Here is a 19,851-nt window from a genome sequence, read left to right on the forward strand (position 1 = left end):
AAAAAGGTGACATTTTTAGCTATAGCTTGTTAATCTCAAGTGACAGCATTCAAAAATGCTGCAACTAGCTAATCTTAAAAGGAATGCCACGGGGAGAGTTTTAGTGATTCATATAGACCAAAAAACTTATACAACTCAAGACGGAAACACCGTTATTGTCCTGACACCAGCAGGTCGTTTGGATATCACCACTGCTTGGCAATTTCGCCTGAAATTACAAGAGTGTATTTCCAAACTCAGTCGCCATGTAGTTGTAAATCTGGCTCAGGTAAATTTTATTGATAGTTCTGGTCTCACCTCTTTGGTAGCTGGAATGCGTGATGCTGATAAAGTCAAGGGCAGTTTCCGCATCTGCAATGTACATCCAGAAGCAAAACTCGTGTTTGAAGTGACAATGATGGATACTGTCTTTGAAATTTTTGAAACAGAAGAGGAAGCTTTAGAAGGTGTGCCTCGTAGCATTGCCAGTTAAAAAAGAGTTAGGAGTTAAGAGTTAATTCAAAATTCATAACTCATAAATTTATCTTATTTAATACTGATTCCGCTTGGTGTAGCGATAAGGCCCCATAATCGCTCCCCAGGTTGCTTTTCCTGTTGCTGGATCAATTCCTTTGTCGTAGCTGTGAAATTCTGTCGCCGTAGCTGTAAAACCCAATGAAACATTCACGCTATTACCAAGATAAGTAAAACTGCAACGGGTTTCTGGTAGTGGGCTAGCGGTAAATTTATAGCGATCGCCAGCTAGTTTTTCTGAAGTAACTGTTAGTATACAACCTGGTAGTAAATCTAATTGTTCGGGTGTCAATCTGTTCAGTAGAACAGGGTTTTGACCTGCGCCTTTTAATATACCTGGCTCTTGAGGCATATAATATTGTACTTCTACGATTGCGTCAGAGTCGCTCCCCTGACGCAACCGGATAATTCGCTGACGGTAAGCTTGATCTAGGTTAATAACGTTAGCCTGTTCGGCAAAAAAGGTGATGCTATCTTCTGTAAACAGATTAACTGGTCTTTGCCACAGGCGCAGGTGGACATACCAAATTGGTTCGGCTATGGCTTGTTCCCGATTATCAAATTCACCAGCTAGGTACTCACCTAAAGCCATTAACTGTGGCGAGAAGTTCATAAATGCAATAAACGAATCATTAAGGATGATAATTTTGGGCTAGCTTTTGGGAGAAATGGTCTTAGATCCAGTGCCCAAGAGGTTATAAAATACTTTTGATTTATTTATATTGTAAATGAAATCGTCACCAGCCAAAAGCTCAACTTGGCAAACTAGCCTTTAAGCGAGAAAATAAAGATACGTCGCCCTTAACATTTCCTTTTTCTTTGTGAATAACGTCCGTACTGTCTCTGATACAAAGCGAACTTTCTACAATCTCCACACCCGTCCGATCAACACTATTTATCGTCGGGTAGTGGAAGAATTGATGGTGGAAATGCATCTGCTGTCAGTAAATATCGATTTTAGCTACAATCCAATTTATGCCTTGGGTGTCGTCACTACTTTTGACCGTTTTATGGAAGGCTATCAACCAGAACGGGATCAAGAATCAATTTTTAACGCCTTATGTCAGGCTATAGAAACAGATCCGCAACACTATCGACACGATGCCCAAAGATTGCAAGCTGTAGCTAAAGGTTTGCCTGTTAAAGATTTAATTGGGTGGCTGGCCCAAACTACTTACTTAGATAGAGATACTGACTTGCAAGCACAACTGCAAGCGATCGCCAACAATCCTAACTTTAAATACAACCGTTTGTTCGCAATTGGTGTATTTTCGTTATTAGAACAGTCAGATCCGGAATTAGTCAAAGATGAAAAGCAACTCACTGAGGCGCTAAAAGCGATCGCTGCTGGCTTGCACCTGTCCGATGACAAACTCAACAAGGATTTGGAATTATACCGTTCTAACCTAGAGAAGATGGCGCAAGCGTTGGTAGTGATGGCAGATATGCTCTCAGCCGATCGCAAAAAACGCGAACAACGTAAACAACAATCAACTACCTCAGTTGCTCCTCCAAGTTCTAACGAATAGTTAGAATGTTGGAGTGATGAGTTAGGAGTTATGAGTAAGGAATTGTTAATAACTCTTCACTCTTAACTCCTAATTTTTAAGTTTATGAAAAAATTGAAGAAGAATTCAGAAGTCAGAATTCAGGAGTCAGAATCAAGACGCGACTCGAAAATACTCGCTAACGCTCCGCTATCGCGGACTCGCTAACGCAACTCTTAGAGACGCTACGCGAACGCTATCAGTCGGAGATTCAGACCCGCGACTGATTGAAGACCACCAAATTTTCAATTTGGTGGGGGTCTTAAACCCGATTATTCAGACGCGACGCTCGAATACTCGCTAACGCTACGCTATCCACCAGTCGTACAGAATTCATTCTGAATTCTGACTCCTGACTCCTGAATTCTGTTCGGTAAAGGTTCAAAACCTCGCCCATTGTGAGTGGCTGAGTTTAATTGCGTTAGCGGAGCGGGGCGTTAGCCCATTGCGAATTGGATTTATACGTTCAATAATTTGTAGATTAAGCTGTTAATTATAGTCAGCGAAAATGCTCCAATAACAGCACTCCAAATCCCGTAACGCAAGCGAAAGCCCTCTACTAACCAAGCAGCAATACTAAAACAAACCACGGCAATCATAAATGTGAAAATGCCGGATAACAAGTCTAATGTGAGTAAATTTGGTACGGCAAAAACGAGCCTTAAAATCGGTCTGACTATTGCCGTCACGATACCAAGCACTGCGGCAGAAAGGAAGGCTTTGCCAGGAGTGTCGATTTCAACTCCCAAAGGCAATTTACTAATTATTAACAGGCTGATAGCTGTTACTAGCCAAACAATTAAAAGCGTCACTATATTCATGCCACAACCCCTGAAACGTGAATGGCAATTGGTGATAAATTACTTTAGTTTATCGGTGAAAAAATCTTTAAAGCTCAACCAATTATCTATAAATTAGCAGGAAAATTTTCTCTAACCTAATTTTATTTTAGATATCTTTAGGATTGGGAAGAATATTGAAGGGAAGCAGGGAGGCAGAGGGAGATGAAGAAGCAGGGGAGGTAGGGAGAAAAACTACCTCCCCTGCCTCACTGCCTCTTGCCAATGCCCCATACCCCTATCTCATCTTTTAAGAGTAGGTTGGGTTTGTTTGGGTGCTACGGGCGCTTCTTGCGATGCTGGAGGATTGGAAATACCAGGATTAATAGGACTGATACCTTGTCCAGTTGGAGGTTTACTATTTATCGTGGGCAAGGGTACGGAATTAGGTGCTAAGGGAAATTTAGGGTAAGATTCCCTTCGGGATTTATACCGGGAACTGGTGCAGTCTCAGGATTTATTGGGAAAGAAGGGACAATTGGTTGATTTGGTAAATTTGTGGGTAGTTGAGATGGGCCAGGAATAATTCCTAAAGACACGCGATCGCCCCCTACTTGCCGCAGTAAGTCCAATGTCTCAATTACATCATTGTAAGTTGCTGTCCGCGAAGCATTCAGCACAACAACAGCACTGGGGTTTCCTTGGAGATACTGTTTTAACCTTTGTCCCAAATCTTCTTGTTTCACAGGCTGTTTTTCTATGTAAGTATTGCCAACGGCATCGATAGTCACAATTAGGCTACCACTCTGTGACGTTATTCCAGATACTGTACTGGGGCTGGCTTTAGGTAAATCAACATTTATTGCCTGTTGCCGTGTAAATTGTAATGCTGCTAATAAAAAAAACGTCAGGATACAAAAAACGACATCAATTAAAGGAATGATTTGAATTTGGACTTCTTCAATTGGAGTATGTAGATTAACTTTCATGTCTTATCTCAAGCTTGGTTCAGGGGTTGAATTATTGAGTATTAATTAGGTGTATTCGGGGGTTCAGGAGATTCAGAAACTCTAGTCTTTCCTGGCTTGCGGGGTGGAGTGATATTTTCCCGAACAATTGTTGATGCACTATTGCTAAAGTTAGGAGGAGATTGACGATAGAGCAATTCCATCTCATTTCCTGCCTTCCGAAAAACTTTAACTTGGTTGACAACAAAACTTTGAAATAAGCGGTAAAATACCAAACTAATGATGGCAACTATTAGCCCAGTTGCAGTACTAATTAAGGATTCACCAATACCAGTAGTCACCCCAGCAGTAGATTCAGTTCCCAAATCGCCAATTCTAATTGAGCGTAGAGACTGGATTAAACCTAAAACCGTACCTAACAATCCCAGCAGAGGCGCTAGAGCAATCACGGCTTCTAAAAGTTTTTCGCCCCGCCGCATCCCCGCTAATTCGTCTTCCGCCGTAGCCTCTAATGCTAGCCGAAAGGTTTCCGCATCACTTTTCGCTAAACGTAGAGGGGCGTAGAGAAAACGTCCGACAGGCTGATTGCTTGCTTGTCTTGCAATGTCCGCAGCTACTTCCCAATTATCCTGGGCAGCATCCACAACGCGATCGACTATTTGCTTTTCCTGAGCAAAAATTCGCAACCAGAACCACAAACGCTCGAAAATCACACTCAAAGACAGAATCGACAGAACAAGCAGAGGCCACATTGCTGGCCCGCCTTTATAAAACAAATCTAAAATATCCACTGTTTAAGCTTCCTCCCTCCATGACTAAAGCAAATGTGCTAAGGCATTTTAATTCTAGAGATTAATGCAAAATGAGGGACTTCCAAAATATAAATTTCTCGCAAACCTAAAAAAGCAGGGCAAGCGTGACGTATTTGGCTAAGATCATGTCCGCTTGATTACTTTTAAGCTCGAATAAGCCTACCCCGTGCTTTGTCTCCCCTGTCCGGTTGAAGGCTTTGGGGGTGGAATTTAGGGACTTTTGTCAGAGGTTTAATGATAGACCGATAATTTTTGGCATACTTTTGCTAGACTTCCTTATAACCTGGAGTTTGATCGCAAGATATTTTCACGTAAAGGAGAGCAAACTTTGGCAGCAGTCCGAGTCCGCCAACATGTTAATCCACTTGGTAAAAAGTATCAAACACCAGCAAGTCCGCTTGACTGGGAAAAAATTTATGCAAAGCCAAATCAACCACTACATTTAGATATTGGCTGCGCTAAAGGACTATTTTTGCTGAATATGGCTAAGATAGAACCCAACTGGAATTATTTAGGCTTGGAAATTCGAGAACCGCTAGTGGCGGAGGCAAATAAGTTAGGTTCTGAGTTAGCTTTGACAAATCTGCATTATTTATTTTGCAATGTAAATAACTCACTGCACTCACTTTTATCTTCCCTCCCTCCAGGAAGTTTACAACGCGTTACAATTCAATTCCCCGATCCTTGGTTTAAAACCCGCCATGCTAAACGTCGTGTAGTGCAAGCAGAATTAGTGGCAGACTTAGCTAATTATCTTGCGGTTGGGGGAGTTGTGTTTCTGCAATCAGATATGGAATTTGTCGCTGTGGAAATGCGCGATCGCTTTGCTGCTAATTCAGCTTTTCAGAAAGTTGGTACAGAAGAATGGTTGGCTGAAAATCCCCTACCAGTTTCCACAGAAAGGGAAATAGGCACGCAAAAAAAAGGTGAACCTATTTATCGGGCTTTGTTTGAAAGGGTGAGAAGTACAGAATAGAGATGTTTATAATATCAACTCTATTTTCAAATTTTGAATTTGAAGTTTTATTGAGCAGCTTTATAAAAATTTGTTAATATTACCTAAGTCTTGCTTATTACATTTTATTAAACATTACCTAAGAGTTTTCGTAGTATGAGATACAGCAAACTAGGGGGTAATAAATCTTTATATTGAGTTGCTTGGTATTTGGACTTTAAAGCAGCAAAGTGTTCTAAGCAATTTTGAGACTCTTTATCCATATTGATAGTAGATGCGATCGCACGTAGTTAAATGTGTTATCCGCTACCATAGCAATACAGATAAAAAAGGGCGAGTCAGACACCCACCCCCGAAGCATAAATATTTTCTGAAAGTCAAAGTAGAATTCCTACAACACCTTACACTGTGCATGATGCCGTAACAAATGGTCACACAATACCAGCGCCACCATCGCCTCAACCATTGGAACTGCACGCGGTAACACACAAGGATCGTGTCGTCCTTTCGCAGCCAATAGAGTTTCTTCACCTTCACGAGTTACTGTCTTTTGCTCTTTTCTAATTGTCGCCGTCGGCTTAAATGCAACTCGTAAAATGATATTTTCCCCGTTAGAAATTCCCCCTTGAATACCACCAGAACGGTTAGTTACAGTGCGAATTTCACCATTTTCATCAATATAATATTCGTCGTTATGCTCAATTCCCGTTAACAACGTCCCGCCAAAACCGGAACCGATTTCAAAGCCTTTGCTAGCAGGAAGAGACATCACACCCTTAGCGATATCAGCTTCCAATTTATCAAATACTGGCTCGCCCAAACCTTTCGGTACGTTACGCGCTACACATTCTACGACACCGCCGATAGAATCACCAAGTCTCCCAACTTGCTCAATTAATTCAATCATGCGATCGCTACATTCAGCATCGGGACAGCGAACGATGTTGCTTTCCACTTGTTCTAAGGTGACAGTATTTGGATCGACTACACCTTCCAAGTCCTTAATGCGCTTGACGTAACCAATAACTTCAACATTGGCAACTTGACGGAGAATTTTTTTAGCGATCGCACCTGCTGCTACTCTGCCAATTGTCTCACGTGCTGACGACCTACCCCCGCCTTGCCAATTACGAATGCCATATTTTGCATCATAAGTTGCATCCGCATGAGAAGGGCGATACTTCTCGGCCATCTCGTCGTAATCTTGCGAACGAGCATCTTTGTTGCGTACCAAAATCGCTATAGGCGTTCCTAATGTTTTGCCTTCAAATACCCCTGATAAAATCTCGCAGGTATCTGCTTCTTTGCGAGGGGTAGTAATTTTGCTTTGTCCCGGACGCCTTCTATCTAATTCTACTTGAATTTCTTCGGCCGAAATTTCTAGTTGTGGAGGACAACCATCAATCACAACCCCCACACCGCCGCCGTGAGATTCACCAAAAGTAGTGATGCGAAATAGATGACCAAAAGTGTTGCCCATGATCTTAAAGAAAAAGGATTAGGCTTATGTATTTTACCTAGAGTTTGTGCAAAAGTTTATTTTTGTGCTTGTTCTGGCACTTGGACTGTATGACGTTAACCAATCTTTTACCTAGTACAAATAGAGAAAGCGCCCTCCGTTGCGAGAGGGCGCTTTCTCATTTAGCTAAGACTTGAGAATTAACCGTTGATAGCAGGAGCGGTTAGAGCCACAGGAGCAAAGTCACCAGCAGCCAAATCAAGAGGGAAGTTGTGAGCGTTGCGCTCGTGCATTACTTCCATACCCAGGTTAGCGCGGTTGATTACGTCTGCCCAAGTTGCAATCACACGACCTTCAGAGTCAATGATTGATTGGTTGAAGTTGAAACCGTTCAAGTTGAACGCCATTGTGCTTACACCCAAGGCGGTGAACCAGATGCCGATTACAGGCCATGCTGCTAAGAAGAAGTGCAGTGAACGGCTGTTGTTGAATGAAGCGTATTGGAAGATGAGACGACCGAAGTAACCGTGGGCGGCAACGATGTTGTATGTTTCTTCTTCTTGACCGAATTTGTAACCGTAGTTTTGAGATTCGGTTTCGGTTGTTTCACGAACCAAGGAGGAAGTTACCAAAGAACCGTGCATTGCAGAGAACAAGGAACCACCGAATACACCAGCTACGCCAAGTTGGTGGAAGGGGTGCATCAAGATGTTGTGTTCTGCTTGGAACACGATCATGAAGTTGAAGGTTCCAGAAATACCCAAAGGCATACCATCTGAGAATGATCCTTGTCCGATGGGGTATACCAAGAAGACTGCACTTGCTGCTGCTACTGGAGCAGAATAAGCTATAGCAATCCAAGGACGCATACCTAAGCGGTAAGATAGTTCCCATTCACGACCTAAGTAGCAGAATACGCCAATCAGGAAGTGGAAAATTACCAATTGGTAAGGGCCACCGTTGTACAACCACTCGTCTAAGGATGCTGCTTCCCAAATTGGGTAGAAGTGCAAGCCGATTGCGTTGGAGGAAGGAACAACTGCACCGGAGATGATGTTGTTTCCATAGATTAATGAACCTGCAACTGGTTCACGGATACCATCGATGTCTACTGGAGGAGCAGCGATGAAGGCGATTACGAAGCAGGCGGTAGCGGCTAGCAGGGTTGGAATCATGACTACGCCGAACCAACCGATGTAAATGCGGTTGTTGGTGCTGGTGATCCAATTGCAGAACCGCTCCCATACGTTGGCGCTTTCGCGACGTTGAATGGTTGCTGTCATTGTTTTATAAGTGCAATTATTTGTGGATGAATTAGGTAGGTTTGACTACCTGTTACACATCTTAAATAATTTATTGCGTTTTGTAAAGTACTTTCAGAAAAAAGTTTTCTCTTGGGATTTACGCACCCACAGAAAATCCCCAATTTATTGAAAAAGGGGACTTTGGATGATACGATTTTTGATTTTAAATTTTAGATTTTGGATTAGACATTTCCAAAATCCTTAACGTAGGGGTGCGAAGCCCCTAAGCCCTAGTCTCCAGTTTAATTCGCCACTGGCTGGTTGGATATGGACTCTACACCCACTTCTTGTAAAGGTGGACGCACAGATAAATAAATCAATGGACCAAATAGCGGTATCAAGGCTATTAACCAGAAAAACTGCGAATTTTTCCAACCGCGACGCGCCATATCATCTCCCAGCAATGCGGGAAAGAGTAGGGAAAGTAGACAAAAATCTAAACTCATTACATGGATAAAGCGGTTAGTTTGCCACTCTTGGACAAAACTGCCCCAATCTCCTCCTTTTAAACCGTAAGCAACTAGAATAACTGTGCCTACTATCAATACAAAACCAGTAACACGAGAATCTAGCAGCTTAAGCAAGATATTCTTTTTACCAACAAACTCATTATTTGGTTCTCTAAGGGCTAAGTAGGGTAACAAGGCAAAAGCACCAACTGCGAAAGAAGGGATCGCAAACAGCCAAGCAGGTATTTTTTGCCCTCTACCATCAATAAACAATACTCCGCTGTAAATTAGAGGCCAGATGCCCATGATGTTGAATAGTGCTATGACTAATGGTTTAATGCCCTCCCACTGCCCAAGAGAAAGGTTTTTAATTAACTCCAATGTACCGGGTTGCTCAGGAGGCGCAAGGAAAAAAGCATAGACAACCAATCCCAGCCACAGCAAGCCAAAGGCAATTTTTCTAACCATGAAAGATTTACGTAGTTTTAATTATTAATTTTGCCGCTACAAATTGGGCTATTTGCTTGCTATTATATTGTTGATTCGCTTAGACTCCGTAGCGGCTTTTCCCTAAATATCATCTCATACGATTTAAGGATTGAAGTAGCTGAAAGCTTCCGAGAGATAATCAGCAGCAGATGCTACTACTGCGATCGCACTTTCATAATCTAGGCGCGTTGGCCCCAAAACTCCCACACTTCCTACGGGTATCGAACCTCGGCGATAGTTGGAAGAAATTAAGGTGCAGGTGCGTATCGGTTCTAATGGGTTTTCTGCGCCAATGCGAACCGTTACCTTTGGTTTAGCACCATCTTCTGGTTCTGGCTCCTCAAATATTAATCGCCACAGTTGGTCTTGTTCTTCTTCCAGCAGGTGGATAATCGTTTGTACTTGCTGTAACTGGGAAAATTCTGGTTGGCGCAAAACTTCTGACACACCCCGAACCATAATTTGGGTTGCAGTCGGCGCAAGAGTTCGACGAGTCAATTCCGCAACTGAGTTTTTCAAGAATTCCCCGTAACGTTGGAACTCCTGATCTAGTTCGCTCCAGTTGAGGTAGGCTAATTCCGACAGACTTCGCCCCCGCAAGTGGCTATTCAAAAAGTTAGAAACAATCTGTACCTCGCGATCGATTACCTCTGAATCGCGTTGTGTTTCTTCTGGTGTTGGCGATAAATCCATCAATTTAGAATGTGTCTCGTAACCATCAGTTACGACAATCAGCATGATCCGCCCGGCTTCAATTTGCACTAATTGCAGATGTCGCAATAGCGCTGTAGTCGTTTGCGGCATGGTGATCAAGCTAATGCAACCACTTAAGGTTGCTAAAATTTGTGCGGCTCCTTGCAGTAGGGTTTCTAAACTGCGGTCTTCCCACTGGAGATGCTTTTGCAGCGCTACCTCTACTTCTCGCCCTAAAGTTTCTGTTCGCGTAGCGTCTCGCAGAGAAGGTGTAATTAGTTGGTCAACATAAATGCGATAGCCTGAATCTGAAGGTACGCGTCCAGCAGAAGCGTGTGGTTGATAAAGTAATCCAGACTTTTCTAAAACACCCATCACATTGCGAATTGTCGCCGAGCTTACACCCAGGTCGTACTCTTCGACTAAAGCCTTTGAACCAACAGGCTCTGCTGTCGCAATGTAGTGGCGTACCGTTGCCCAAAGTATATGCTGTTGTCGATTTGTTAACTGAACTTCCATTATGGTATGTTTTGCTGAAGGCAAATTTTAATCAAACTCTGAAAAAATTTGTGTGTTTAATCGAAAACAGAAAATATTAATAATTTATTAAGATAGCAAATTATATAACTATATAATGATAAGTATTCTTAAAGCTCATATACATACAGCATTTTTTAAGAGTAAGGTTGAAATAGTAGCTAAAGCTTTTTGCAAAAACTGCTAGTTATAATGTATCCTTACCATGCTCTTTTATAACCGTACTTTTGCATAAATTTGCAATTACAACAGTATTATTAGATACGTATTTTTTGGCAATGGCTAATGCTGAACTATAGTTTGGCCTAGTCAAAAATTTTTGTGCAGATGTACCTTATGCCCAAATCTACAGCTTTCCGGCAAGCCTCTAAAGTGATGAACTTCTGCTTTTAGCATAGCAAATGCCAGATGGAAGGGTAAGTTCCATCTGAGTGATGTATCTGAAAAAGCTAATATTGGGGAATTGAAGGGTCTACCAGTAGGGAATAAGCAGCAATACCACCCGAAATATTTTGCACATTTGTAAATCCTTGAGCCATCAACCACTGGCACATCTGGGCAGAACGGATGCCGTGGTGGCATAGCACAAGTGTTTCAGCTTGGGGATTGAAGAGGGTAGGTACTTGATCTCCCCATTCGACAAATTGACTTAAAGGTAGGTTGACAAAGCCCTCAATGCTAGCGATCTCCAATTCTTGTGGTTCACGCACATCTACTAGCTGAATACTTGGATCACTAGAAGAAAGACGTTGCGCCAGTTCTTCTACACTAATTTGATTCATGAGTTCCCTGTCATGAGGTTTTCGTAAACAGTCCTAATACTGTTTATGGTGACAGAAAATTTCTGCCTTGACATCAGCATCCATTCTCAAGGGGTTGATTAATTCTGCTAGAGAGGCAGTCCAGTAGAAGTAGTTGACAAAAAGTACAGTTTTTGCGGAGGCTGATTTATAGATTCTTGGCGTTAGAAAACTTTTAGGAATCACTGGCGCTCAACCAGGAGTATTGAAGTGGTAGTATGTTCAGGAATACCTGGCGCTAGATTACCAACAGAATTGTATAATGTCTCTTGCTCCTTGGCGAAGTGCGATCGCTCATGCGCTCCATCGCAACCGCAGCCTTGTTTATGCCCGTTATCTGCAACTAGCAACGCTACAAGCGAATGGTCGTCCCGCTAATCGTACCCTAGTCTTTCGCGGCTTTCTGGAAGATACAAACCAGCTAAAATTTATCACTGATAACCGTAGTGCTAAAGCTGACCAGATACAGCAACAACCTTGGGCAGAAGTTTGCTGGTACTTTCCCAATACACGAGAACAATTCCGCATCGCTGGATATTTGACCCTAATCAGCAGCGATGATTCTCACCAGAATTTACAGCCAGCCCGGATCGCAATGTGGCAAGAATTAAGTGATGCAGCGCGTTTACAGTTTGGTTGGCCTTATCCTGGTAAACCCAGAATCCAAGAAGCAGGAGCCTTTGAGCCATCACCGCCCAATCCTGTTGAGCCACTCCCTAATTTTTGTCTCCTGCTACTCGATCCAGTGCAAGTAGACCATTTAGAATTACGCGGCGAACCACAAAATCGATGGCTTTACCACCGTAATCAGCAGCAAGAGTGGTCTAGCGAAGCGATTAATCCGTGATTTAGTCAAGAGTCAAAAGATTGACCCTTAACCTTTGACTTTTAACTAAATGCCAGCACCATCTAGAAATTGCTGGATAGTCTTATCTTTGAGGTTGCACCAGCGAGGATCGTGGGTTGGCTCATCCTCTTTGGTGGCTAAACAACCCACTAAAACAGGAGTTTTTTCTGAAGAATTGCGCTGAAGAGTTTGTATTTGTTCTTCCAACGCCTCAATTCGGTCTACTAAAGCACGAATTACTTGAGCTTCTGAATCTGGTAAGTTATTGTGTTCAAGAGGTGAAACCCGAACTCCAGAACGATACATAATGCGCCCAGGCACACCTACCACAGTACAGTCTGAAGGTACATCCCTGAGAACAACAGAACCTGCACCAATACGGACATTATTGCCAATTTGGATATTGCCCAATACCTTCGCTCCAGCCCCGACTACGACGTTTTCACCCACAGTTGGATGGCGCTTGCCACATTCTTTACCAGTCCCCCCAAGGGTGACACCTTGATAAATTAGGGCATAGTCTCCCACGATCGCAGTTTCACCAATTACTACACCCATGCCGTGGTCAATAAACACACTTTTCCCAATGACTGCACCAGGGTGGATTTCAATTCCAGTCAAAAACCGAGCCAAGTGAGAAATCAGCCGGGGAATGAAGGGAAGACCAAGAGCATACAGCCAGTGAGCCAGCCTATGGAATAGCAGGGCTTGCAAACCAGGGTAACAAAATAAAACTTCCAACCAGTTACGGGCAGCTGGGTCACGTTCAAATATGATACGAAAGTCAGCACGCAGTATAGATAGCACGAGATAGCACCCTCGGAAAGCACAACAAGCTACTCTCCCATATTATCCTCTCAGGTGTTACACCTAAAAATTGGGAATGGGGCATTGGGCATTAATAAAGAGGCAGAGGGGAAAATTCTTCTCTTTTGCTTCTTCCCCAGCCCTCAGTCATCATCACTGCTGCTCAACTTTTAGAGTATAGTCGTGCTTCACTCCATTATTAAATGTACCTACCCAAATTTTATAAGTGCCAGGTTTCCAGTTGCGATCGCTAACGCTAGCATCTTTACTTTTGCCAGTGTCATCGCCGCAACGAATTGTATTTTGATCTGGGCCTTGAATTAGCAAAGTTGTATCGTTATTGTTGCTATCAACTTGGATTGTTAACTGGGAAAAGTCATTTTCCAAAACCATGATGTGATCTGGAGTAGGATCGGCAAAACCAATACAGGCTTTTTGATCGCGATCGCGGTTACTTATGGCAGACAATGAGTAAGAACCACCTGTGGAACCCTGCATTGTTCCTTGTGCTTGATCAAAGTTTGTTGATAAATTGAAAGTGCCAAAATTTGCTGTCTCTGCTATTACAGGGGTAGCTGTAATGGCGACAAGTATAACCAACAGACAACTGCCGCGAAACTGAAGTCGGGGGCAACAGTATTTCATAGTAGCCCTCCAACAGGCTTTTAAATTAGTAATGATATATACATATTCTAATGAAAAAAATCCAGTGAAATTTCAGTTATGTGTGCCACATAAAAATGTGCCACAAGTAATTAGTTTGGAAAGAAAGCAGCTAATTGCTAGGTTGTTCTGAAACTAGATAGCACCTACAATCCTCAACGTGAGCATTTTAGTTTTTTACAAAGGGGCTTAAAAGCAGTCAAAGTATCGTAAAAATTAGGTTTTAAGCAAACAGTAAGCAGTGCCTACCAGATAAAAGTTTCTTCGCTAAACTGACTCTACTGAGGAAACACCAAAACGATAGCCTTTACCATATACCGTGTGAATCAGTGTAGTTTCTTTACGTACTTCAATCTTACGGCGCAGCAAGCGAATTAATGCCGCTATCACATTGCTGCTAGGTTGTTCTTCCTCTTGCCATAAATTTTGCATAATCTGGGCATGAGTTAGTAGTTGTCCAGTGTGTTCCATAAAGTATTGCAACAACTGGCTTTCTTTTTGCGATAGCTCAATTATCCGTCCTTGACGATAGGCTACTTGATTTTCACAATCGAGTTCTAAATCAGCAACGCTTAAACGTCCAGTAGTAGTTTCATTGGTTTGGGAACCGGAACGACGTAATAAAGCACGGACTCTTGCGAGTAATTCCCGCAGTTCAAAAGGTTTAACTAAATAGTCGTCTGCACCAGCGTCTAAACCTTGTACACGGTCATCGAGAGTATCTTTAGCTGTGAGAAAGAGTACTGGAGTGGTTTTACCTTGGTTTCGCAATTCTTGACAAATCTGTAACCCAGTTTTTCCTGGCAACATCCAATCTAAAATCAGCAAGTCATAACTACCTGCTTGTGCAAGTTCGCTGCCAGATGTGCCATCGTAGGCGGCATCTACAGTGTAACTTTCACGAGTTAACAAGCGACTCAAGGGTTGAGTTAGTTCAACTTCATCATCAACTAATAAAATTCTCATGCTGCTTGTCTTGACATTCCCACGAGAAGCCAATAGTCTTTGTGCTGAAAATTTTGTCAGCAATAGAGATATTCTCAATATTAGTGAACTGCCGAGACGCTAAGGATACCAATAAAAAGAATGCTGACTGTTGCATTGCCCAAAGGGGAACTACTTAAAAATAGCATCCGCTTGCTACAAGCTGTAGGATTAGATTTTAGTGCTTTTTTAGATTCAGGAAAACGTCAACTTCAGATTACCGACGCTAGCGGACAAGCGAAAGGTTTGCTTGTGCGGGCGCAGGATGTGCCCGTTTATGTAGAATATGGTCAGGCACAACTGGGTGTTGTTGGTTATGATGTGCTGCGTGAGAAACAGCCGCAAGTTGCCCATTTAGTCGATTTACAGTTTGGGCATTGTCGGATGTCGGTGGCGGTAAAAGCAAACAGTTCTTACCGATCGCCTTTAGATTTACCACCGCATGGTAGAGTTGCTTCCAAGTATGTAAATTGCGCTCGTGAATATTTCCACAGTCTAGATTTACCTGTAGAAATAGTTCCCTTGTATGGTTCAGTGGAACTAGGCCCAATTACTGGAATGTCAGAAGCGATCGTGGATTTAGTTTCCACAGGCAGGACTTTACGGGAAAATGGTTTGATTGAAATTGCGACTCTGTATGAAAGCACGGCGCGGTTGATTGCCCATCCTCTGAGTTACCGCTTGAACACGGGGAATCTGAGTGATGTGATTGCCAAGCTCCGAGAAGCACTTTTGGTAGAGGTTTAATACCAGTTTGTAATTAGTAATAACGCTCCTACATCGCCAACCCTACCTTTTCGTAGCTTCTGGTACACAAGACAGTAATTCCTAATTTAAGGGACTTCCAAAAAATACTCAACTACTTCTTGTGGGGTGGGCATCTCGTAGTGTGTGTCAATTTAACTTAAAAATTAGTCAAGACATTCTGAGACATTGCCTCGTTCCCAGCTTCATGCTGGGAATGTCTATACAGAGGCTCTACTTTTATTACTCGTGACAGCAGCCCAATTTTCAAAGAGTTTTGACTTAAATAATTGACACCAATAAGCTACCCGTACCTTGTATTGCATTTAGCAACTTCACACATACAAAGGATTAAATTTTTTATAAACAATATTGTTATGATCTTCAATTTATAAAGCGAAAAAATAAGCAACTTTTTAGCGCTATAAATACGTATTGTGAAGATTTTAGTCAAAAAAATAGATGAAAAAATATGTTTCAGGCTACTCGCCGCCGTCTGGCAATTTGGTACACTGCGGTCACTGCTGTATTACTCCTTCTGTTTGCCAGTGGGGTTTATTTATATGTTCGTAGTACGTTGATTGAGGCGGATTGATGACACCCTTAACCATGTTGTGGAAATAGTAGAGCGTTGTATTACAAACAGTCGCTGCGCGTCTACGCTCATATTTGAGCCAATTAATGCTGATGCAGATAAATTTCGCATTAATGTAGAAGCTAGTTTACGTGAAAATACTGATGCCGTAGAAGATGACCACATCGACCTAGAATGGTTTAGTCCAACGGGTAAATTACTTTGGTCAACGCTATCGGAACCTCTAAATATTCCCATTCGTGCCAACCGCACTGGTGAAACTGTGCGTGTAGTCAAGAATGAGAGTAAAGATTCAAAATTCAAAACTTCTGACTCACCACTGTTATTAAGGCAGATTACACAACGTGTAGACTTGGGACGACAAGTATTAGGATATCTGCGTGTTAGTCATCCCTGGTTTGAAGTCACTAAGCCCAGTCGCCAATTGATTTTTGATTTGGCGCTAGGTATTGGCTTAATGGTGCTTTCTGTAGGTGCAAGTGGTTGGTTTCTTTCGGGTAAAGCGATGGAACCTGTAGGTGAGTCTTATCAACGGCTCAAACAATTTACTGCTGATGCTTCCCACGAACTTAGAAGTCCCATTACTTTGATTCAAACCAATGTGCAGGTTGCCCTTGCTGATTTGGATTTAACAGCGTCAGAAGCAACTACTTCTATGCAGTATCGGCAACAGTTAAAGATGATAGAACGTTTAACGCAGCGTTTAGGTAAGTTAGTTAATGACTTACTCTTCCTAGCACGGCAGGATAGTGGTATTAGCAAAGATACTTTTTCACCTTGTCCTCTGGATGCTTTGTTGATGGAAGTGGTTGAAGAACAGCAATTGTTAGCCCCTGAACAAAAAATCACCCTTTCTCTAGATTTAGTTGACCCTCCTGCTTCCGAAACTAACCCCGAATTGCTGGAAAATTGGTTTACCCTTGTGGGCAATTGGGATCAATTGGTGCGGCTGTTCACAAATTTGATTTCTAATGCCTTGCATTACACTCCAGCAGGTGGACGGGTGAAAGTGGAATTGGCGCGGATAGACGGAATAAATCGTGTTTCTAGGCTACGTAACACCAGTGCCCAGTTGCAAGTTAAAGTGACTGATACCGGAGTTGGAATTCCAGCAGAAGCGCTACCATGCTTGTTTGATCGCTTTTATCGGGTAGATCCGGCACGTACTCATACTAGTGGGAATACAACTACAGCTAATGCTACTGGTTCAGGATTGGGATTAGCGATCGCTCAAGCTATTGTCGAACATCACCAAGGTCATATTCAAGTTGAAAGTACCCAAGGCATTGGCACCACATTTACTGTCACCTTACCAATAACTCTTGAGTCTTGATTTAGTCATAAATTTTTGTTTCCTATGATAGATGTAGAATTTTATTCAACTAAAACTGACTTGCACTATTAGCCTTAAAATTATTTTTGAGCGTTATCATTATCTGGTTAAAAATAATTTAAATTTGCAAGGATATGTTCAATGGCAAAGATTCAAAGTCTTTAGTCTTATCTAATCTAAGAATTAAGGCTTTCAGTCTTGAGGATGAAATATATTTATTTTTTGATATTATTTTCGTTTCCTTAGTTAGATACGGAAAATCGAGTAGTTTGTTAAATATTAGATGTACTAAATTAACGATAAAACCTAATTTAATTTTCTACTGGATAAATTTTTCTAGAAAAGAAAAATTGAAGTTATTCTAGGAGTCAATAATGAATATGAAGCCTCAAAATTTCCGCAAGTCTGCTGATTTATTTAGCGCTATTTGTGGGGGATTGCTGATTAGTCTGCCAGCAATTCCTCAAGCATTAGCACAAGAATCTACTCTCAAAGTTAATCCGTGCCCTAGTATTTTCTACGAAGAACCCCATAATAGTCAGGTTGTAGTGCCACAGGGCTGTCCTCCCAATGCGTTAACGCAAAGACTAGCTGCTCAAGGGCTTCTTCCTGTCCCCGCTACCCCATCACAAGAGCAAATAAGGTTTGGTGTTGGTGGTGAAGCAGATCCAGCAAATATTTCTTCAACACTGAACCCAAGTCCTAGTATTTTTACCGAACCGCCTTACAACCGCTCTCAGGCTCCCGTACCACCACAACCAGGTGCTAGACCACCTCGCCCAGTTCCTCCAACTGAGGGACAAATGTCCCCCGTACCACCACAGCCAGGCGCTAGATCACCTCGCCCAGTTCCTCCAACTGAGGGGCAAATGTCCCCCGTACCACCACAGCCAGGTGTTAGACCACCTCGCCCAGTTCCTCCAACTGAGGGACAAATGTCCCCCGTACCACCACAGCCAGGTGTTAGACCACCTCGCCCAGTTCCTCCAACTGAGGGGCAAATGTCCCCCGTACCACCACAGCCAGTTCCTGGTGATCGCAGTCAACAGCCTTCACCAGGGGCGGTTTCCACTGACCAACCATCAGTGTTACAACCACGGCAAACCCCCAGTGCAACGATCGCACTCAATAATGGTACGGTTAATATCAGGTTGGTAAATGACACTGCGGCTAATGTAACCTACCAAGTGATTGGCGATACAGCACCGCGATCGCTACAAGGTAAATACAATGTGACACTGCAAGGTCTAAGGACACCACTAACGGTAACATTTGAACGAGAAGATGGCGGACAGTTGATAGTAACTCCACAAGCTTCTTCAGAGGCAGGAACCTTGGAAGTTACATTTAAGGAAGCCACCAATACAGCACAGGGCAGAAGTGCGATGAGAATTGAACCAAACGGTTCAGTATTTTTGAATTAATCAAAGAGTGAAGATTTAGGAGTGAAAAGTTAAAGAAGTCTTCACTCCTAACTTTTAACTGCTACTTTTGCTGAAGCATTTTAGTTAGCTGATCCAGTAATTGCACTTCTTGCTTGCTATCTTCCAATGTCCGCGCCAGTATAATTGCCCTTTCGTAAAAATTTCGGGCAGTGAGGTAATTACCTTGTTGCTTATATAACTGAGCGTAAGATTCAAAACATTTTAATTCTTCTCGCAAATTTTGCAATTCTTTAGCGAGTGCTAAACGTTGCTCTAGTAAGTCAAAAGCCCGTTCATAGCGTCCTACAGCACTGTGTGCCGTAACTAATCCGTCAATTGCCCGTAATTCATTAGTGCGATCGCGGTTAATTTTAGCTGTCCGCATTGCTACCCCATAAGTGGCAATTGTATCCTGATAATTTCCCGATGCTAAATAAGCATCTCCTAAATTATTCAGGGTATTTGCTTCACCGATGGCATCGCCAGTCTGACGGCGGAATATTAAAGAATTTTCATACAATTTTATCGCCTTGTTATAATCCCCCAACCTGGCAGTTACCAAACCCAAATTACTTAAAGATAAACCTTCCCCTTCAATATTTTTGACACCGTGAGCAATGGCGAGTGCATCTTCAACAGTTTTACCAGCAGTAGTATATTCCCCTTGTTGCAGCATAAATGTGCTGATATTATTCAGCACAAAAATCTCAGATTGGAAGTCTTTAGTATCACGAGCGATCGCTAATCCTCGTCTAAAAGCATCTTCCGCCTCTTTTAAACTACCTAGCTGGACATAAGCTTTAGCAAGCAAATTGTATGTCAGACCTTGTGATTTGAGGTCGCCAATTGAATGATATAGTTTTAGTGCCCGCAAGCAAGATGCAATTGTTTTATCGGCATATCCTGAAGTGTATTGTTGTTCGCCAATACGCAACAAACTATCTGCTTCATCTCTTGATTGTCGTCCAACGGAATTATTTAGAGGGCGATGGAGTTGTTGCGTAATATCAACCACACCCGCATTTACAGGACTCAGCAAGAAAGTAAACAGTAAAAAGCTGTATGAAAGTATTTGGGGACGAGAAATCCTACCTACACAAATTAAGCCTACCTTTTGCCAGGGAAATACAAGCCGTTGTTTCATAAAAG

General features: G+C 42.4%; 18 protein-coding genes and 2 pseudogenes. 7 read left to right on the forward strand and 13 right to left on the reverse strand.

Annotated features, from left to right (window positions below):
* Positions 1 to 103 precede the first annotated feature (103 nt).
* Positions 104 to 472 (forward strand): STAS domain-containing protein, encoded by a 369-nt coding sequence (locus ANSO36C_RS20555; protein WP_012411454.1) that lies wholly within the window; start codon positions 104 to 106, stop codon positions 470 to 472.
* Positions 473 to 529: 57 nt separating this feature from the next.
* Here ANSO36C_RS20555 and ANSO36C_RS20560 read toward each other — a convergent pair whose 3' ends face one another.
* The gene (locus tag ANSO36C_RS20560) at positions 530 to 1,126 is read right to left on the reverse strand and encodes a chromophore lyase CpcT/CpeT (protein ID WP_251956016.1); all 597 of its coding nucleotides are present in this window, start codon (positions 1,124 to 1,126) and stop codon (positions 530 to 532) included.
* A 208-nt stretch (positions 1,127 to 1,334) separates the two neighbouring features.
* Here ANSO36C_RS20560 and psb29 point away from each other — a divergent pair, with 208 nt between their 5' ends.
* Complete coding sequence (psb29, locus tag ANSO36C_RS20565; RefSeq protein ID WP_251956017.1) at positions 1,335 to 2,042, forward strand: photosystem II biogenesis protein Psp29; 708 nt, start codon at positions 1,335 to 1,337, stop codon at positions 2,040 to 2,042.
* 476 nt (positions 2,043 to 2,518) lie between these two features.
* Here psb29 and ANSO36C_RS20570 read toward each other — a convergent pair whose 3' ends face one another.
* The 3 genes and pseudogenes from ANSO36C_RS20570 to ANSO36C_RS20580 all read right to left on the reverse strand — a co-directional run bounded on the left by ANSO36C_RS20570 (position 2,519) and on the right by ANSO36C_RS20580 (position 4,598).
* Positions 2,519 to 2,881, reverse strand: a complete 363-nt coding sequence (locus ANSO36C_RS20570; protein WP_251956018.1) for a phage holin family protein — start codon at positions 2,879 to 2,881, stop codon at positions 2,519 to 2,521.
* 261 nt (positions 2,882 to 3,142) lie between these two features.
* A pseudogene (locus tag ANSO36C_RS20575) lies at positions 3,143 to 3,828 on the reverse strand (biopolymer transporter ExbD).
* Positions 3,829 to 3,869: 41 nt separating this feature from the next.
* Positions 3,870 to 4,598: a MotA/TolQ/ExbB proton channel family protein gene (locus tag ANSO36C_RS20580; RefSeq protein WP_251956019.1), complete on the reverse strand. Its 729-nt coding sequence runs from the start codon at positions 4,596 to 4,598 to the stop codon at positions 3,870 to 3,872.
* 349 nt (positions 4,599 to 4,947) lie between these two features.
* Between ANSO36C_RS20580 and trmB the strand changes: the two genes are divergently transcribed.
* Positions 4,948 to 5,595: a tRNA (guanosine(46)-N7)-methyltransferase TrmB gene (gene trmB / locus ANSO36C_RS20585; RefSeq protein ID WP_251956020.1), complete on the forward strand. Its 648-nt coding sequence runs from the start codon at positions 4,948 to 4,950 to the stop codon at positions 5,593 to 5,595.
* Between the two features lie 370 nt (positions 5,596 to 5,965).
* Here trmB and aroC read toward each other — a convergent pair whose 3' ends face one another.
* The 5 genes from aroC to ANSO36C_RS20610 form a co-directional block, all read right to left on the reverse strand.
* Positions 5,966 to 7,054: a chorismate synthase gene (gene aroC / locus ANSO36C_RS20590; protein WP_251956021.1), complete on the reverse strand. Its 1,089-nt coding sequence runs from the start codon at positions 7,052 to 7,054 to the stop codon at positions 5,966 to 5,968.
* A gap of 179 nt (positions 7,055 to 7,233) precedes the next feature.
* Positions 7,234 to 8,316 (reverse strand): photosystem II q(b) protein, encoded by a 1,083-nt coding sequence (psbA, locus tag ANSO36C_RS20595; RefSeq protein ID WP_251956022.1) that lies wholly within the window; start codon positions 8,314 to 8,316, stop codon positions 7,234 to 7,236.
* Positions 8,317 to 8,579: 263 nt separating this feature from the next.
* The gene (locus ANSO36C_RS20600) at positions 8,580 to 9,254 is read right to left on the reverse strand and encodes a DUF2834 domain-containing protein (protein WP_251956023.1); all 675 of its coding nucleotides are present in this window, start codon (positions 9,252 to 9,254) and stop codon (positions 8,580 to 8,582) included.
* A 123-nt stretch (positions 9,255 to 9,377) separates the two neighbouring features.
* The gene (gene hrcA, locus ANSO36C_RS20605; RefSeq protein WP_251956024.1) at positions 9,378 to 10,487 is read right to left on the reverse strand and encodes a heat-inducible transcriptional repressor HrcA; all 1,110 of its coding nucleotides are present in this window, start codon (positions 10,485 to 10,487) and stop codon (positions 9,378 to 9,380) included.
* A gap of 467 nt (positions 10,488 to 10,954) precedes the next feature.
* Entirely contained in the window at positions 10,955 to 11,287 is a 333-nt protein-coding gene (locus ANSO36C_RS20610; RefSeq protein WP_251956025.1) for a rhodanese-like domain-containing protein, read from the reverse strand.
* A 280-nt stretch (positions 11,288 to 11,567) separates the two neighbouring features.
* Here ANSO36C_RS20610 and ANSO36C_RS20615 point away from each other — a divergent pair, with 280 nt between their 5' ends.
* Entirely contained in the window at positions 11,568 to 12,152 is a 585-nt protein-coding gene (locus tag ANSO36C_RS20615) for an Npun_F5749 family FMN-dependent PPOX-type flavoprotein (RefSeq protein WP_251956026.1), read from the forward strand.
* A gap of 45 nt (positions 12,153 to 12,197) precedes the next feature.
* Here ANSO36C_RS20615 and cysE read toward each other — a convergent pair whose 3' ends face one another.
* The 3 genes from cysE to rppA form a co-directional block, all read right to left on the reverse strand.
* Positions 12,198 to 12,959 (reverse strand): serine O-acetyltransferase, encoded by a 762-nt coding sequence (gene cysE / locus ANSO36C_RS20620; protein ID WP_251956027.1) that lies wholly within the window; start codon positions 12,957 to 12,959, stop codon positions 12,198 to 12,200.
* A 153-nt stretch (positions 12,960 to 13,112) separates the two neighbouring features.
* Complete coding sequence (locus ANSO36C_RS20625; RefSeq protein ID WP_251956028.1) at positions 13,113 to 13,604, reverse strand: hypothetical protein; 492 nt, start codon at positions 13,602 to 13,604, stop codon at positions 13,113 to 13,115.
* Positions 13,605 to 13,889: 285 nt separating this feature from the next.
* Positions 13,890 to 14,588 carry a two-component system response regulator RppA gene (rppA, locus tag ANSO36C_RS20630; protein WP_251960393.1) on the reverse strand — a complete coding sequence of 233 codons (699 nt, stop codon included), beginning with the start codon at positions 14,586 to 14,588 and terminating at the stop codon, positions 13,890 to 13,892.
* Between the two features lie 120 nt (positions 14,589 to 14,708).
* Here rppA and hisG point away from each other — a divergent pair, with 120 nt between their 5' ends.
* The 3 genes and pseudogenes from hisG (at position 14,709) to ANSO36C_RS20645 (ending at position 18,702) form a co-directional block, all read left to right on the forward strand.
* The gene (gene hisG / locus ANSO36C_RS20635; RefSeq protein ID WP_251956029.1) at positions 14,709 to 15,353 is read left to right on the forward strand and encodes an ATP phosphoribosyltransferase; all 645 of its coding nucleotides are present in this window, start codon (positions 14,709 to 14,711) and stop codon (positions 15,351 to 15,353) included.
* 469 nt (positions 15,354 to 15,822) lie between these two features.
* Positions 15,823 to 17,278 (forward strand): annotated as a pseudogene (locus ANSO36C_RS20640) (sensor histidine kinase).
* A gap of 380 nt (positions 17,279 to 17,658) precedes the next feature.
* Positions 17,659 to 18,702 carry a hypothetical protein gene (locus ANSO36C_RS20645; RefSeq protein ID WP_251956030.1) on the forward strand — a complete coding sequence of 348 codons (1,044 nt, stop codon included), beginning with the start codon at positions 17,659 to 17,661 and terminating at the stop codon, positions 18,700 to 18,702.
* Between the two features lie 61 nt (positions 18,703 to 18,763).
* On the opposite strand, the gene ANSO36C_RS20650 is transcribed toward ANSO36C_RS20645, so the two are convergent.
* On the reverse strand, positions 18,764 to 19,846 hold the full coding sequence (locus tag ANSO36C_RS20650) for a tetratricopeptide repeat protein (protein WP_251956031.1): 1,083 nt from the start codon (positions 19,844 to 19,846) through the stop codon (positions 18,764 to 18,766).
* Positions 19,847 to 19,851 lie beyond the last annotated feature (5 nt).

The sequence above is a fragment of the Nostoc cf. commune SO-36 genome (assembly GCF_023734775.1).
In the GTDB taxonomy this organism is placed as follows: Bacteria; Cyanobacteriota; Cyanobacteriia; order Cyanobacteriales; family Nostocaceae; genus Nostoc; species Nostoc commune_A.

Excerpts from the sequence above, each read along its gene's own strand:
- ANSO36C_RS20570 (WP_251956018.1), bottom strand. The coding sequence starts at position 2,881 with ATGAATATAGTGACGCTTTTAATTGTTTGGCTAGTAACAGCTATCAGC.
- hrcA (WP_251956024.1), bottom strand. The coding sequence starts at position 10,487 with ATGGAAGTTCAGTTAACAAATCGACAACAGCATATACTTTGGGCAACG.
- ANSO36C_RS20645 (WP_251956030.1), top strand. The coding sequence starts at position 17,659 with ATGAAGCCTCAAAATTTCCGCAAGTCTGCTGATTTATTTAGCGCTATT.
- ANSO36C_RS20650 (WP_251956031.1), bottom strand. The coding sequence starts at position 19,846 with ATGAAACAACGGCTTGTATTTCCCTGGCAAAAGGTAGGCTTAATTTGT.
- ANSO36C_RS20625 (WP_251956028.1), bottom strand. The coding sequence starts at position 13,604 with ATGAAATACTGTTGCCCCCGACTTCAGTTTCGCGGCAGTTGTCTGTTG.
- hisG (WP_251956029.1), top strand. The coding sequence starts at position 14,709 with ATGCTGACTGTTGCATTGCCCAAAGGGGAACTACTTAAAAATAGCATC.
- ANSO36C_RS20610 (WP_251956025.1), bottom strand. The coding sequence starts at position 11,287 with ATGAATCAAATTAGTGTAGAAGAACTGGCGCAACGTCTTTCTTCTAGT.
- psbA (WP_251956022.1), bottom strand. The coding sequence starts at position 8,316 with ATGACAGCAACCATTCAACGTCGCGAAAGCGCCAACGTATGGGAGCGG.
- aroC (WP_251956021.1), bottom strand. The coding sequence starts at position 7,054 with ATGGGCAACACTTTTGGTCATCTATTTCGCATCACTACTTTTGGTGAA.
- ANSO36C_RS20560 (WP_251956016.1), bottom strand. The coding sequence starts at position 1,126 with ATGAACTTCTCGCCACAGTTAATGGCTTTAGGTGAGTACCTAGCTGGT.
- rppA (WP_251960393.1), bottom strand. The coding sequence starts at position 14,588 with ATGAGAATTTTATTAGTTGATGATGAAGTTGAACTAACTCAACCCTTG.
- ANSO36C_RS20615 (WP_251956026.1), top strand. The coding sequence starts at position 11,568 with ATGTCTCTTGCTCCTTGGCGAAGTGCGATCGCTCATGCGCTCCATCGC.
- ANSO36C_RS20600 (WP_251956023.1), bottom strand. The coding sequence starts at position 9,254 with ATGGTTAGAAAAATTGCCTTTGGCTTGCTGTGGCTGGGATTGGTTGTC.